General features: G+C 42.5%; 14 protein-coding genes. 10 read left to right on the top strand and 4 right to left on the bottom strand.

The genetic code is table 11. From position 1 onward, the window contains the following. Positions 1-411 precede the first annotated feature (411 nt). The 4 genes from T357_RS0108765 (at position 412) to T357_RS0108750 (ending at position 4,298) form a co-directional block, all read left to right on the top strand. Entirely contained in the window at positions 412-1,491 is a 1,080-nt protein-coding gene (locus tag T357_RS0108765; RefSeq protein ID WP_031551137.1) for an ABC transporter ATP-binding protein, read from the top strand. Further along, entirely contained in the window at positions 1,484-2,314 is an 831-nt protein-coding gene (locus T357_RS0108760; RefSeq protein ID WP_031551135.1) for an ABC transporter permease, read from the top strand. The genes T357_RS0108765 and T357_RS0108760 overlap by 8 nt, the downstream gene beginning before the upstream one ends. Then, the gene (locus T357_RS0108755) at positions 2,314-3,111 is read left to right on the top strand and encodes an ABC transporter permease (protein WP_031551133.1); all 798 of its coding nucleotides are present in this window, start codon (positions 2,314-2,316) and stop codon (positions 3,109-3,111) included. Before T357_RS0108760 ends, T357_RS0108755 begins: the two co-directional genes overlap by 1 nt. A gap of 65 nt (positions 3,112-3,176) precedes the next feature. Beyond that, the gene (locus tag T357_RS0108750; RefSeq protein ID WP_031551131.1) at positions 3,177-4,298 is read left to right on the top strand and encodes an ABC transporter substrate-binding protein; all 1,122 of its coding nucleotides are present in this window, start codon (positions 3,177-3,179) and stop codon (positions 4,296-4,298) included. A 41-nt stretch (positions 4,299-4,339) separates the two neighbouring features. On the opposite strand, the gene T357_RS0108745 is transcribed toward T357_RS0108750, so the two are convergent. Together T357_RS0108745 and T357_RS0108740 are read right to left on the bottom strand one after the other, a co-directional pair. Continuing rightward, positions 4,340-4,945 (bottom strand): hypothetical protein, encoded by a 606-nt coding sequence (locus tag T357_RS0108745; RefSeq protein ID WP_031551129.1) that lies wholly within the window; start codon positions 4,943-4,945, stop codon positions 4,340-4,342. Beyond that, positions 4,938-5,132, bottom strand: a complete 195-nt coding sequence (locus T357_RS0108740; protein ID WP_031551127.1) for a hypothetical protein — start codon at positions 5,130-5,132, stop codon at positions 4,938-4,940. The genes T357_RS0108745 and T357_RS0108740 overlap by 8 nt, the downstream gene beginning before the upstream one ends. Before the next feature lie 326 nt (positions 5,133-5,458). Between T357_RS0108740 and T357_RS0108735 the strand changes: the two genes are divergently transcribed. Both T357_RS0108735 and T357_RS0108730 read left to right on the top strand, forming a co-directional pair. Next, on the top strand, positions 5,459-5,674 hold the full coding sequence (locus T357_RS0108735; protein ID WP_031551125.1) for a helix-turn-helix domain-containing protein: 216 nt from the start codon (positions 5,459-5,461) through the stop codon (positions 5,672-5,674). Beyond that, complete coding sequence (locus T357_RS0108730) at positions 5,674-6,942, top strand: HipA domain-containing protein (protein WP_031551123.1); 1,269 nt, start codon at positions 5,674-5,676, stop codon at positions 6,940-6,942. Before T357_RS0108735 ends, T357_RS0108730 begins: the two co-directional genes overlap by 1 nt. A 56-nt stretch (positions 6,943-6,998) precedes the next feature. Here T357_RS0108730 and T357_RS19145 read toward each other — a convergent pair whose 3' ends face one another. Both T357_RS19145 and T357_RS0108720 read right to left on the bottom strand, forming a co-directional pair. Beyond that, complete coding sequence (locus T357_RS19145) at positions 6,999-7,223, bottom strand: hypothetical protein (RefSeq protein ID WP_049962355.1); 225 nt, start codon at positions 7,221-7,223, stop codon at positions 6,999-7,001. 97 nt (positions 7,224-7,320) lie between these two features. Further along, the gene (locus tag T357_RS0108720; protein WP_031551121.1) at positions 7,321-7,563 is read right to left on the bottom strand and encodes a hypothetical protein; all 243 of its coding nucleotides are present in this window, start codon (positions 7,561-7,563) and stop codon (positions 7,321-7,323) included. 587 nt (positions 7,564-8,150) lie between these two features. On the opposite strand from T357_RS0108720, the gene T357_RS0108715 reads away from it, so the two are divergent. From T357_RS0108715 to T357_RS0108700, 4 genes are all read left to right on the top strand, one after another. Continuing rightward, on the top strand, positions 8,151-13,472 hold the full coding sequence (locus T357_RS0108715; protein ID WP_031551119.1) for a vWA domain-containing protein: 5,322 nt from the start codon (positions 8,151-8,153) through the stop codon (positions 13,470-13,472). A 26-nt stretch (positions 13,473-13,498) separates the two neighbouring features. Next, entirely contained in the window at positions 13,499-13,723 is a 225-nt protein-coding gene (locus T357_RS0108710) for a hypothetical protein (protein ID WP_031551117.1), read from the top strand. Positions 13,724-13,734: 11 nt separating this feature from the next. Continuing rightward, the gene (gene lepB, locus T357_RS0108705; RefSeq protein WP_044916578.1) at positions 13,735-14,316 is read left to right on the top strand and encodes a signal peptidase I; all 582 of its coding nucleotides are present in this window, start codon (positions 13,735-13,737) and stop codon (positions 14,314-14,316) included. A gap of 100 nt (positions 14,317-14,416) precedes the next feature. Beyond that, the gene (locus tag T357_RS0108700; RefSeq protein WP_031551110.1) at positions 14,417-15,592 is read left to right on the top strand and encodes a DUF7601 domain-containing protein; all 1,176 of its coding nucleotides are present in this window, start codon (positions 14,417-14,419) and stop codon (positions 15,590-15,592) included. Positions 15,593-15,650 lie beyond the last annotated feature (58 nt).

Raw genomic sequence — 15,650 nt, 5'->3', positions numbered from 1 at the left:
TAACTGCTGAACGGAGTTAATGCTCCATCTTGTGAAACGATCAATAGGGTTGCCTTTGTAAGCACTCTGAGTAGACGAAACGGAAACAAAATACTGAAGAGAAGTGAAAATGCATATTATACATTTTTGCATTTGAAACGATATTAAACCTATAAGAATAGTGGTTTAATTAGACTCTTCTACAAAAAGAACCTGCGGGGGTGCAGGTAATCATTTTCGGAATCGATCGTAATACAGGCTGGAGTCTAATAAAAGACTCCGGCCTTTTTCTATGTCACGGATTTGCTGCCGGAAAGCAGTCAGCAAGCCGCCACCGGCGTTCCGTGAATGAGTGGGAGAATAGAGGATTTCTCCTGCATTATGTCAATGCTTACATGGGTACCGATTTATCTATTTGGGGAGGAAAAAGCTTTGAGCAGAAATCTTTTGGAATTAAAAAACATTACTAAAGCCTACGACGGAACGATCATCCTGGATGACCTGTCCCTTGACATACATGAGAACAGCTTCGTAACGCTGTTGGGACCTTCCGGATGCGGAAAGACTACCACACTCCGTATCATCGGCGGTTTCGAGAAGCCTGACAAGGGCAGCGTACTTTTCGACGGACAGGACATCACAAACCTTCCGGCCAACCAGCGCCAGCTCAACACGGTTTTCCAGAAGTATGCCCTCTTCCCGCACATGAGCATCGAAGAAAACATTGCCTTCGGACTCCGTATAAAGAAAAAATCCGATTCCTATATAAAAGACAAGATCAAATATGCCCTGAAGCTCGTAAACCTTGACGGCTTCGAGAAGCGCCGCATCGACTCCCTTTCCGGCGGACAGCAGCAGCGAATCGCCATCGCCCGCGCCATCGTAAACGAGCCGAGACTCCTCCTTCTGGACGAGCCCCTGGGCGCCCTGGACCTTAAGCTCCGCCAGGAAATGCAGTACGAGCTCATAAGACTCAAGAACGAGCTGGGAATCACCTTCATATATGTAACCCACGACCAGGAAGAAGCCCTCACCATGTCCGACTATGTGGTAGTCATGAACCAGGGCTACATCCAGCAGGCCGGAAGCCCTGAGCAGATCTACAACGAGCCGGAGAATGCCTTCGTTGCCGACTTCATCGGTGATTCCAACATTCTCTCCGGCACCATGATCGAGGACTATTCCGTTCGCATCCTGGGCAAAGAATTCAAATGTATCGACGCCGGCTTCGGCACCAACAAGCCTGTCGACGTTGTTATCCGCCCCGAGGACGTGGAGCTCCTGGACGATGAAGACCCCAAGGCAATCCTTCACGGCGAGATGACCCACGTCATTTTCAAGGGTGAGATTTACGAGATGGAATGCACCACTCCCGACGGCTTCGAGTGGCTCATCCACTCCACCGAGCTTCGCGAGCCAGGCACCAAAGTCGGACTCTACGTGAAGCCATCCAACATTCAGATCATGAACAAGCCGGAATCTGAGGATGAGGAGGCGATGGACATTGAATAACAAAGCCTCCAGATATCTCGCGGGACCCTATGTAGTGTGGATCGTCGGATTCATCGTGATCCCGCTGCTCACCATCCTTTATTACGGTTTTACAAGCGATACTAATGCTTTCACTCTGAGCAATCTCATGGAGATCCGCCGCTGGGAAAACTACAGACCTTTGTACAGAGCACTGCTCCTTTCGGCAGGCAGTACGATTGTGTGCTTCCTGATAGCATTCCCCCTGGCCATGATCCTTCGTGAAAACAAGTTCAGCCGGGGCTCCTTCATTGTGTTCATATTCATCCTGCCCATGTGGATGAACTCACTTCTCAGAATCCTGGCGTGGCAGACACTCCTCGAGAGAAAAGGCGTTATCAACGGAATACTGACAACCCTTCATCTCCCGGAGCAGCACCTCATCAACACAACAGCAGCAGTTATGATCGGAATGGTCTACGACTTCCTTCCGTTTATGATATTGCCGCTTTACAACGCACTTATGAAAATCGATGACAATACCATCAACGCGGCCTATGACCTGGGCGCCAGCTTTTGGCAGACCCTTACGAAGATCATCCTTCCGCTGTCTGTCCCGGGCATCGTTTCCGGCGTCACCATGGTATTCGTGCCTGCCCTTACAACCTTCGCCATTTCCAACATGCTTGGCGGCGGCAAGATTTACCTCATCGGTAATGTCATCGAGCAGGAGTTCATGCAGGATTCCGACTGGCATCAGGGCTCGGGACTCAGCCTCGTGCTCATGATATTCGTTATCGTGTCAATGCTTATAGTAAACCATTTCGATGACCATAAAGATTCGGAAAGAGGAGGTATCATGTGATGGATAAGTTAAAGAAATTTGCCTCCGACTGCTACCTCGCCTTAATTGTGCTTTTTATGTACGCACCCATCGCGACGCTGATGGTGCTTTCCTTTAACAGCGGCCGTTCCCGCGCCAAGTGGTCCGGCTTCACCACAGACTGGTATCTGGAAATGTGGGCTGACGAAACCATTATGGCTGCCCTCAGAAACACGGTTATCATTGCGTTCCTGTCGGCACTCATCGCAACAGTGCTTGGTACCATCGCGGCCATCGGCATTAACAATATGAAGTCCTGGTCCAGAAACACCATCATGAGCATCACCAATATCCCTATGCTCAATGCCGACATCGTTACAGGTATCTCACTGATGCTGTGCTTCATAGCTTTCAGGATATCCCTGGGCTTTCATACCATACTGATCGCCCACATTACCTTTAACCTGCCTTACGTAATTCTCAGTGTAATGCCTAAGGTCAGACAGTCCAGCAAGGATACCTATGAAGCGGCGCTTGACCTCGGTGCAACACCCACACAGGCCTTTTTCAAGGTAGTACTGCCGGAGCTTATGCCGGGAGTTACTTCCGGATTTATGCTGGCCTTTACCATGAGCCTTGATGACTTTATCATTACCCACTTCACAAGAGGTGCGGGAATCGACACCATTTCGACGCTGGTTTACAGCCAGGTACGAAAGGGCATCAGCCCCACCATGTATGCGCTGTCTACGGTCATCTTCATAACGGTGTTCGTTATCCTCATCATGGGAAATTATGCGCCGGAGTGGCTGGAGAAGAAAAAGGGCAAGGCAAAATAAGGACCTATATCGAAGATGGATTTGTTTTGGGATTTGGGGAGAGTTATGAAATGAAAGATACATTAATAAAAAACAGACGGCGCTTTGCCGCCGGGGCAGCAGGCCTTCTTGTGATCGTCGGGATCTCCGCGGTTGCAGCAGGCTGCGGCACCACCGAAAAAGATATAGAAGAGATACCGACACCGGTTGCAAACACCTTGTATGTATACAATGCCGGAGAGTATATAGATCCCGAGCTCATCGATCAGTTTGAGGAAGAGACAGGCATCAATGTTGTCTACGATGTGTTTGAGACTCTGGAGGAAATGTATCCGGTCATCGAAGCCGGCGGAGTTATCTATGATTGTGTATGCCCTTCGGACTACATGATCGAGAAGATGATCGAGAACAACCTTCTTCAGGAGTTTGATCCTGAGAAGATACCGAACCTTCAGTACATTGGCGAAGACTACATGAAGATGGCTTCCCAGTTCGATCCGGGAAACAAATATGCGGTGCCCTACACCTGGGGAACCGTCGGAATCCTTTATAACACAAGAATGCTTGACGAGCTTGGAGTTCCATATCCCACAAAGTGGGCGGACCTTTGGAACCCGGCCCTTAAGAACGAGATCCTCATGCAGGATTCAGTCCGGGACGCCTTTATGGTAGCCCTCAAGAAGAACGGCTACAGCTGCAACACAGAGAACCCTGAGGAGCTTGACAAGGCAATGCAGGACCTCATTGACCAGAAGCCCATCGTCCAGGCTTATGTAATCGATCAGGTCAGAGACAAGATGATCGGCGAAGAAGCCGCCGTCGGAGTTATCTACTCCGGAGAGATCCTTTATGTTCAGGACGAACTTGACGGCTCCGGAATCGATGTTGAGTACTGTATCCCCGAGGAAGGCACCAACCTCTGGATCGACGCCTGGGTCATCCCGAAGAATGCCCGCAACAAAGAGTATGCCGAGAAGTGGATCGACTTCCTTTGCAGACCGGACGTTGCAGCCCAGAACTTCGAGTACATCACCTACTCAACTCCCAATGTAGGCGCCATGGACCTCCTTGACGAAGAGTATCTCGAGAATGAAGCAGTCTTCCCTGATACCTCAGAACTCCTTAAAACCTCCGAGTTCTATCACTACCTGGGCCCTGCAGGCGATTCACTTTATAACAACCGCTGGAAAATCGTAAAATCAAGCTGAGAAAAAGAGCTGCCCATCCGGGCAGCTCTTTTTTAACTATATCACAGTATCTGATACATGAAGACGCAGCTTCTGTCATAGAAAGGTTTGATTCTGTTGTGAAGATCTTTCTCTTCAGCTTCATCAAGTCTCAAGAACTTATATTTATCGTGGTATCTTTTTATCAAACTCTCAAACGGGAGCGCAAAGATATAAAGAACCATGGTACCAGAGATAGCTGCAACCCTGCTGGCTAACTCGCGAATAAAATCTCTGAAAACAATAAGTCCAATACCTTTCCAATCAGGGTGATCGCGGACGTATCCATAGTTTACTGCAAAATTAGCTATTTCTATTCCGGGAACAGTATCAAACGTCGTTTCGAGTTTTCCTTCTTCATTTAAAATCTCTCGCTCATTAATGGAAACCATTCCTGATTTTAAAGAAAAATATGCAACCAGTTCATCGGTGACCAGATCTCTGACCAGATATGTCCTCATTGCACCAATTGCCTCATCACTAAGAGCAATAGATTTAATATAATTCTCAAGACCTGCAGCAACATTAGGGTCTCTTACTTTGAAATTTTCAATATCTGACTTATCCTTCTCTGCAATATGATCACAGTAGAAAGTTCTTGTCTGTATTATTCCTTTCTTTTCACTCATTATTAGCAGACCTATCTTTTAATATTTTTTCTTCCAATTCAGCAATTTCTTTATCTGAATCGGTGAAGTCTGGCTTAGGCGAATTTAAAATGGTGTTAATTATTCTTTTTCCTAAGTCATAGGGTAAATCTGTCATTGAAGGTTTGCCAAAATTTTGAGCAGGTGTTTTTACTACTTCTATTGCCATAGAGCTAATCCTCCTTGCATGTTCATTATACCATCTATTATTTTTGATATGAAATCTAAACATTTTCCTTTAGCAACTTTTAAGAATTCTCCCCTTTATAACCTTAGAATGTCTACCAGACTTTAGAAGCATACCATAGCCGGACAGAGTTTCATATGGTCTGTTTTCGGACCATATCCACGGTGGATATTTAAGTCTTGAATTAGTCGATTGGCTAAATTATGATATAAACATCATGCAATTAGTCGTTCGGCTAATTATTTTGGAATCGGAGCGGCAATTAGTCGTTCGGCTAAATATCCACATTAAAAGAGGAGTAGAAGAAAGTGAAAATAACAGATTCAAAATCTTTTGGAGCTGCCTTACGTGAAAGGAGAAAACAACTCGGATACACTCAAGGCTATATTTCGGATTTTACCGGGTTAAGCATTAGCTTTCTGTCAGAGTTGGAAAACGGGAAAAAAACCATACAGCTTGAAAAAGCTATACAGGTTGCCATGCTTCTTGGATTAAACATTACGATAGAGGCGAGGGATAAATAATGAGAAAGTTAGATGTTTTCATAGAAATTCAAGGCAGCGAAGTTTATGTTGGACACATCATGGGTTATGATAAAACAGATTCTGTATTTACATATGATTCTGACTATACAGACAAATATCCGGGTATTTCTGTAGCGCTGCCTTTAAGTAAAGAGCCATTCAGTCCGATAGAAACAAGTTGCTTTTTTGAAGGATTGCTCCCGGAGGGATTTAGCAGAAAAAGCGTCGCCAAATGGCTGCATGCTGACGAAGAAGATTACCTGACGATACTTGCCGGTCTCGGAAAAGAATGCCTTGGCGCAATAAGAGTAGAAGAGTCCTCAGATACAGGAGTAGAGGAGCCAAATTATGTGCCACTTACTCCTGAACAGGTCAGGGATCTTGCAGCAGAAGGTGCGACAAAGTCTACAGAACTATTGGTCAAATCACACCTTTCGTTAACAGGTGCTTCGGGAAAAGTTGGTCTATATTATAAAGATGGTAAATGGTTTCAACCTTTAGGTACAGCACCCAGCACACACATAGTAAAGCAAAGCCATGTTCGGTTGCAGCATATAGTTGAGAATGAACAGCTTGCGCTTCGTACGGCTGCTCACCTGGGGATACCTACGATTGAAAGTTTTATCGTTAACCAGGGAGGATTCAATGATTCTGAAATACTTCTCGCGTCAAAACGGTATGACAGGGACATGGAGAATTCAGTTAAACTGGTTAGTGGGATGTCATGCCCTTTGAGATTACATCAGGAAGATTTTGCACAGGCACTTGGCATTCCCGGGAGCAAAAAATATGAATCACCGGGTGATGAATACCTGAAAAGAATATTTCGGCTTGTACGAGAGCAATCAAGAAATCCGCTTCGGGATCAGATATTGTTATTGGATATTCTGATATATGATGTCTTAATTGGAAACACTGATAACCACATTAAGAACTTATCGATGCTATATACACCCGATTTGTCATCAATGTCACTTGCTCCGGCGTATGACTTGGTTTCAACAATGGTGTATAAAGAATCAACTGCTGAAATGTCCATAGCGATCGCAGGTGAAATACGCTGGGAGAAGATGAACAAGGAGACATTTCTTGAAGCATCACAAGACATCGGAATATCAGGTAAAGTTATTGAAAGAGAGTATGACAGACTTGCAAAGGGATTTAAGGGTTCTTTGGAGAAGAGCGTTACTGAGCTTAAGAAAGAAGGATTTCTACACGTTGATGAAATATCAGGAAAGATGATGGAGTTATGTAAGGAAAAGATGTAAGAGGAATTCCACCGTGGACGGTTCTCGTCGGCGAGAACCGTCCCCAGTAGTCATAATTAATCGAGGCCTAACTCCTTCATGAAGATTTTTTCATAGTCCTGCATCTGATGATATATAGCATCAATAGATGCAATATCTCCGATTATTCTATATATCATCACATAGTCATGCCTTTGAAATAATATTTTATGGTAACCAAGGTTTCGTAGCTCTTCACTTTCGCAAAATGTCATACTACCGGCAACCATTTCAAGAATATCTATAGTCTCTAATGCATCCAAAAGAACTGCATTCGCACCCTGTTCATCAGAAAGATTGTACTGGATATAATCTATGTATCGGTTTAATTACTCTTGAGCTTTCGGAGTAATATGAGTTTTATATGAATCCATGTGATCTCCGCATCTCCATTATCGCTTCACGCGCATCTAGGCTTTTGCCCTGTTCGAATTCCTTTCTCGATATGGCTAGATCAGTCAGGACCTGCTCTTTAGTTAATGGTCCAAATGGATTTTCGGGTTTGATTTCTTCAAATAGCTTTCTGGTATATTTATAAACTTTGTTAATGTCTTCATCTGGCATAGATTCCAGCATGGCAATTGTAGCCTCAAGAACGTTCATGTATATTCTCCTTTTGATCTTGTCGGGATCCGCAGCCACTATGGTTTTCCCAATCCTGTAAATTGTTCCATATTAGAAGCATACCACAGCTGAATCGGGTTTCATATGGTCTGTTTTCAGACCATATCCGTCTCAGACAGCTCTTTTTATTATATATAGAAGAAAATCATCAATTTTTAATAATCAGCCTCTGCAATCACCATCGGATCCGTAAACCTGGTCTCCTCTGAAAAATTAAATCTACCCATAAATTCCCTATAATAGAAATAAATTCCATAAAATCATAGTTTATAAAATTAATATCCATTTTATCATCATAACCTACACTTTCCTTACATGGTAAACCAAAATTAAACTAAGTTTACCTCCGATTATTACACTATTCTTTAGAAAAACTTAAAATCTATACAAAAACTCACAAATTTAAGCCCTTAAAAATTAAATCCTAGGCACCAATTATTAATAAAAAATAACTTTTTACGAAAAATTCGGTTTATTTTTAAGGGAATTATTAATATTCGGTTTGCTAAAATTTGTTCATAAAATGATTAAACCAAGGTTTGGCTTAAACATAGAGGGTGTAGTTTATGAAGAAAACTAATTATTCAATCAAAAAAATATTCAGGAAGGGATTGGCAACATTGCTGACTGCCAGCATGGTAGTCACAGCAGTACAGGCTCCGGCCTTTGCTGAAAGTGCCGAGGAAGTAACAGAATCAAGTGCTTCCGTTTCCGGAATTATACATAAGAAGATCACACTTGAGCTTTTAAGCGATGACTTGAAGGAAGCTGCTCTTACAGCGATCCGCGAGAACCGTCTTTTCGACGCCGAGGATTATCTGGGAGCAACCGGAGACAATCAGAAAGCATTAAAAGAATATGAAGCATTCTTCAATGAGAATCCGGGACTTTATATAGTGGATGCTCCTGAGTCAGTTCAGGACACACTTTCCGGTGAGGACGCCGAGCTTCGCATCTTCGTTCAGAAAGATGCCAAGATGGCAACGGTTGACCTTACAGCAAGCCCCAGTGAAATCACAAAAGAAGATTCTACAGAGTCAAAGAATGTTGAGTTCCGCTATGGTACAGATAAGGATATCATCCTTTACGAGCCATCATCACAGGTTGATACACTTGTAAATGGCGGTGAGGATGCATACTACGTTGAGCCTGAGCAGGAAAATGCCGATAACTCCGACTACGAGCTTACAGGAAACGAGAAGATCACATTCATGTTTGTGAATGCTTCCGACGAGAAGGTATCTTTCACACTGAAGGTTGACGGCGTAACTTACGACAAGGTAGAGGTTGGCGGAAGAAAAGCTGCTCTTCAGAAGATCATTAATGAGGCAGGAATCAAGAAGTCTACCGAGGAAACAACAGTAGCTGAGACTACAAAAGAAGAGACAACAGTAGCTGCAGAAGTTTCTGAAGAAACAACAAGCGTAGAGGAGACAACAGCAGCTGAGGTTAAGGATGCCGAGACAGAAGCTCCTGCAGAAGAGACAACCGCTGAAGTCACAGAAGCAGCTGGCACAGACGCCGCAGAGATTACAACTGATACAAATGATTCATCAACAGTAGTTGAAGAGACAGCCGCTGAGACAGAAAAAGAAACAGAAGCAGCTGAGACAGAATCTGATGTAAAGGTTGAGGTTGAGGCAGAGGAAACAACAGAAGCTTCCGAGGAGCTTGAAACAGAAGCTACTATTCCTGAGAAGATCGCTGAAGCAGTAAGCGATGCATTCGATGGCGTAGGTGATGTAGTACTTGGAAGAATGACAGTATACGCAGGCGTTGTTGCTGAAGGCGTTGAATTCGATCCTGAGACAGAAGCACCTGCAGCAGAAGATTCCGGAGAGGAAGAAGAAAAAGAGACAGACGGAGTTGTTGCTGAAGCAGTTGAAGCAGCAGCCGGAGAAGATACAGCAGATGAAACTGATGAAGTAAAGTCAGAAGCAGTTGAGGCAGCAGATGATTCAACAGCACTTGAGAATGCAGTTGCTGAAGGAATCTCAGAGGACGAGGCTGAGGATCAGGTTCAGGAGACGGAAGCTGTTGAGACAACAGCAGCTGAAACCGTAGCCGTAGCTGAGACAGAAGCACCTAAGGAAGAAATCAAGAAGGTTGATGAGACCAAGGCTGCTGTAAAGTCAGAATCCAAAAAGGTAGCATCCGAATCAGAGATAACTGAGTACGATGACTTCGCAAAGGAACTCATCGCAGAAGTTAAGGAAGAAGTTCTTCAGGACAAGGAAGCAGCCAAGGAAAACATAAAGATTGCAAAGATCGCTCAGTACACAATCAATGAGCTCGGAAAGATCCATTACGAGGCAGAGGTTGATGGGTTCAATGTAGAAGTCTTCGCAGAGAAGAAAGCTTTTGGAAACATCACACCGACACTTGAAGTAAAGAAGCTTGCCAAGCCTGAAGAAGCTAAAGCATCTGAGGATAAACTTTCAGATGAACAGGTAGCAAAACTTAAAGCTGGCAATATTTATCACAATTCACAGTCACTGGACATCCACTTCCTTGACAAGTCAGGAAAAGAAGTAGAGCCGACAGAGAAAGTAAAGGTAAGGATCACACTCAGTGATGAAGAGCTTCTCAATAAGATTGATGCATCTTCACTTGAAGTACATCACTTAAAGGAAACAAATGATACCTTGAAAACTGAAAAGGTTGCAGCAGCAAAGGATGTAACACTTCTCGATAAGAATGATGAAGAGATCAAGGATTCTGATCTTGTGGTTGATGAATCAGCAGCTTCAGAAGGCGAGGGTGCAGAAGTTGAAGTTGCAAGTGCTGTTGCAGAGTTTGAAGTTGACAGTTTCTCAGTCTACACCATCAAATGGAACTATTTAGGATATAACGACTTCACTGTAAGAGTTCACTATGTTGATCAGACAGGAAAGGAAATTCTTGATAATACAAGTGGATTAAACTTAACCTTATCCCTTGGCGGGGAAGATGTAGAACTCACAGGTCAAAACGAAAACATCAAACCAACAGAGCAGGAAGTAAATCTTGCACAGTGGGAAGGCGGTGTTTCAACCTACGAGTTTGTTGAGGCAAGACTTGGAAATATTAACGGAAAGGTTATAGAAAGTGTTTCAGCAATTCGGGGCAGCAATGACACTTACGTTGAATATTTCGATCACAATGGAAAAATGGTTGCCCAGGATGTAGCTAATGACCTTGAAGAATCAACCGATGGTGCATGTACCGACAAAGGAAGATTGATATATTATTTAGAAGGTGATTATCTTCATCCGTTATACAATGAGAAGATTAATGGTAGAGATCTTTACTATTATTATGATTATAGTTGGCATAAGTACAATAGCACCAAACGATATACCTGGTATCATGTTAACGATATCTATCTCGTATACAAGGAGAAAGATGGTACTACAGGTGGAGAGCTTCCTGAACTGGATTCTGCACCTGACGCGAAAAAAACTATAACGAATAACAATGATGGTACATACACTTTAACACTTAGTGTTACCGGAGCTGCAAAATCCAAGACATCCAATTCCAGTGCAAATGTCCTTGTCATCCTTGATACATCAGGAAGTATGGGGGATGTAACGGATGATTCATATAAACTAGACAATAGAAACGGAACCTATGGATACTATAGTGACCATTATATCCAACTTTATAAGTCGGGTAATAAATGGTATATGGATAGTTGGCATTGGTATGAGTACACTGGAGACAGATACAGTTTAATTGATAATCCTCGTACAAGACTGGATGTAGCTAAGGATGCGATTGGAAATCTGGCACATAGTCTGTTCGAGTATAATAAAAATAATGCCAATACTATCGAAATGGGATTGATTACCTTTTCTACAAGAGTTAATTCCACTTTATCAAAGACCAGTAATGAAAGCACGATAGTAAATGCAGTAAATGCTCTTACAGCAAACGGTGGAACAAACTGGGAAGCAGCGCTTGACAAAGCGACTACTTATGATTTCGAAGATGATGATCCTGTATATATTGTGTTCGTATCAGACGGAGAACCGACATTCAGAATCAGTCAAAACGGTCATTATGATGGCGGAAGCCAAGGTGCATGGGGAGCAGGTGACCATGATAACTATGGATACAATCTCGAGGCAGCTGTAAAAGTTGCTAAGAAACTGGAAAACCAGGGTAAACATTTATACGCAATAGGAGCATTCGGTGATATTAGCAAAATGAAGCAACTCCTCAGCGATGAGAGTCATTACACTGATGCTACAAACGAAGGTGCACTTAATGAAGCATTCAGCAACATCGTTCATATAGTAACAAATTCTGTAGGTTACACAAACGTTAGCTTCACTGATGGAATGACAAGCCTTACTGCTTCCGTAGCGGTTCTGGGTAATCCTGAAAGCTTTACATATAAGATTGTAAAGTCTGATGGAACAGAGGTTACTGATACAGATAAGATCAATCCGATAAAGACAGCAACATATAACAAGGCAACAAATTCTGTTGACTGGAATGTTGGTGGAGAAAACTATGTTCTTGAGGATGGAACAACCTATTCTGTAAGCTTTGTAGTATGGCCTGAACAGGATGCATACGATACTCTTGCGGAAGTGCTGGATGTAGATCCGACTACATTACCTGCAGCTGATGTTGAGACAGTTAAGGACGAAAATGATAAAGAATTTATAATTTATAAGAAACAGTATGTGTATGACAAGGAAAAAAAGACTTGGTCATACAGAACAAATACTGGAGCATCTGTTTCGTATAAGACTGTAAAGATCAAGAATGAGAACGGAACACAAACTCAGGTTCCTTCAACAACAACTTACACATCATCAGTTTCAACCTTCCCGACTATGTCTCTGGTAGATACAAAGGTATCTGCAGAGAAGGTATGGAAGCTTACCAATAAGGATCAGAAGAACCTGCTTACCGGAGACAATAACAATATTGTACTTAGCCTTAAGAAAAAAGTAGGTACTGAGTATCAGGACTATAAGACAGAACTGGTATTGAATGATACAAACAAAGAAGTATCCGAAGACGAAAAGACAATAACATGGAAAAATGATATCAGTCTTGATATCGCCCCCGGAATACTTGTATCTGAGGCAAAGGGTAATGAGCACGGTTTCAACCTGCTTCTGAATGATACAGAACGAGATATAAAGCTTGTTTCAGGATATTACATCATTGAGAAGGGACATGATTACAAGTTCGTAGAGACTAAAGGAAATGCTCATTTCGAACTCGTAGAAAAAGTTTACCACCCGATGATCGTGGATGGAGTACTTAAGGATGTTGAGTTCGAGTATGACGAAACCGGAAAAGTAATAAAGAGCATCAAGAATCTTGCAAATATTGAGTTGACAACACTCGTTGCAACAAATGAAATCAAGACTGATGAGCTAGTTGTTTCCAAGAAGTTTACCGGAAACATGGCTGCAGCACACGCAGCAACATTCGAGTTACATCTTTACGATGAAACTGGAACAACTCATAAGAAATATGCTGAAAGATTCATAGAAGATCTTGAGCATGAAGGAGTGACACTTACTAATAAGTCAGACGGTGTTTATGAATTTACTATCACACCGGCTGCAATCGAGACGGAAACTCCTGTTACCATTACATTACCGGCAGATGCGGTTTACAAGATTGTTGAGGTAGATGATGGTAAGGGATATACAGCAAAATGGGGAACAGATGCAACGAACTTAACACAAGGACTTGAAACGGGTACTTATAAGCTCAGCGAGTATCATTCAATCTATTTCGTTAACGAAAAGAAGATTGATCCTCCTACAGGATTCAGCGATAATGTTTCTCCATTCGTAGTACTTGCACTTGCGGGCTTAGCAGCAATGGTATTCCTTGCATATGACTTCCAGAAGCGTCGTCTGTTTGAAGACTGATTAAACAGTTAAAAAGGCAAAAGCAAATGGCATCAAGATCACTTGAGGATATTGCAGAATTTATCGAAAAGATGAAGTTCCAGAAATCCCTTTTCGGAGGGGTGAACGAGCAAAGTGTCTGGAAAAAGATCGATGACCTGAACAATGAATACAAATCAGTATTCGATGAACAGGAGATCAAATACCGGACACTGCTCGAGGAACGGGATCTCGAGATAAAGAAATTAAAAGAAAAACTGAATATGGACTAAGGAGGACAGTCATGAAACATGGAAACGGTTCTCCCGAAAAAAAGGCATCGGCCAAAGGAAGTCCTGTAGACCAGGCGATCAGGAAAAGACGAAGAAGACTAAGTCAGATAAGTGATATTAAGTCATTTTTCTCAAGACTTGTCGTGATGATCGTAATGATTTACATCATGTTCTGGGTTATCTTCGGACTGAAACCCATGGCCAATGACGACATGAAACCAAGAATCAGCGCCGGCGACCTGATGCTTTTCTACCGGCTTGAGACACGAATCAATTCCGACGATGTGGTGGTTATCCAAAAAGACGGAAAGACCTACACCGGAAGAGTCGTGGCAAAGGGCGGAGACAAAGTTGAAGTCACGGACGATTCAACACTTAAGATCAACGACAGTACGATGATCGAAAGTGATATCTTCTACAGCACACCAAAGTATGAGGATTATGTACAGTATCCGCTGCAGCTTGCTGAGGATGAATACTTCATCTTATGCGACTACAGAAACGGAGCCAAGGACAGCCGCTACTTCGGAGCTGTGAAGAAAAGCGAAATTTTGGGTAAGGTGATAACGATCATCAGAAGATCCAATCTGTAAAGGCTTACCCGGAAAACCAAGAGATCAAACAAGTACGGCGGTACTTATTTGAATAAAAAACGTAGGATTATAATTTTATTTTAAGAGAGGGTTAATTATCATGAGAAAGAACATTAACAAACTTGCAACACTCGTAATGACAGGCGCACTTGCTGCATCAATGAGCTTCAGCGCTTTCGCTGTAGAGGCTGAAAGTGTTGTTGGAACAGGAAAAACAATGACTGTTCACAAGAAGGTTACAACAGATGGAAAGACATATGCTCCAAACGGATCATTCAGCTTTACAGTTGAAGCAGCTGACGTTACTGAGAAGGAGACAAAGGAATTCGCTGGAACAGATAGTGATGGAAATGCTAAAACAGAAACATATGACATAAAGAAAGGTATTGCTGCTGCATTACCTGAGGGTTCTGTAACTAAGGCAAAGTTCACACCCGGAGAGTTATCTAGTGAGTATGATGCAACATTCACTATTACATTTGATGAGACAAAGTTCACTACAGCCGGTGTATATAAGTACAAATTATCAGAGGATAAAAAATTCTATATAGATGACAACACCCAGTCAACCGTTGATTATCCTGGAATGAAGTACGATGAAGATTCATATACAATGTATGTATTTGTTGTAAACGATGGAACAGCTGCGAGAAAAGTATCAAATGTTGTAATAATGAACAACGATGTCAAGGTTAATGAGCTTAAGAATGAGTACGGCGATAATACAACAACAGATAAAGTATATGATCTCACAATCTCAAAGAAAATCGATGGAACTTTAGGTAATCATTCTGAGGGATTCACATTTGATTTATCAGTTAAATCAGATGTTGCAGGTGAGAACTTCAAGGTAGTTAAGTTTGAAAATGGAAACGAGACAACAACCACATACAAGTTAGTGGATGGTGGTGATGCTCTTCAGTTACCGGTATCTGAAACTGTATCATATCGTGTTTATGGTCTTACAGATGGAGATGTTGTAGGTGTTAAGGAGGAAGAGGCCAATCAGAACGGATATAAAACAACTTATGCACTTGGTAGTGCTGCTGAAATCACAGCAGATGATTACACTAGTGTTGGAACTGAACTTGATAATACAGAAACACTTAAGGTTAATGTAAGTGGTAATGGTGCTACTCTTGAAATCACAAATAAGCGTGATGCAGTAACTCCTACAGGTGTTGCAATGGACATCGCTCCTTACGCTCTTATGGTAGCTCTTGCAGGTGGCGCAGCTGCTACATTCCTTCGCAAGAAAGAGTCTTTCGAGGACTAATCTGTAATTAACCCTTTTACAGAAATTTAATTAGATAAATTTGGTGAAGCGCCTTATA

Source organism: Oribacterium sp. FC2011 (assembly GCF_000701645.1).
Taxonomy (GTDB): domain Bacteria; phylum Bacillota; class Clostridia; order Lachnospirales; family Lachnospiraceae; genus Oribacterium.
This window is presented reverse-complemented; position numbering and strand designations above follow the sequence as displayed.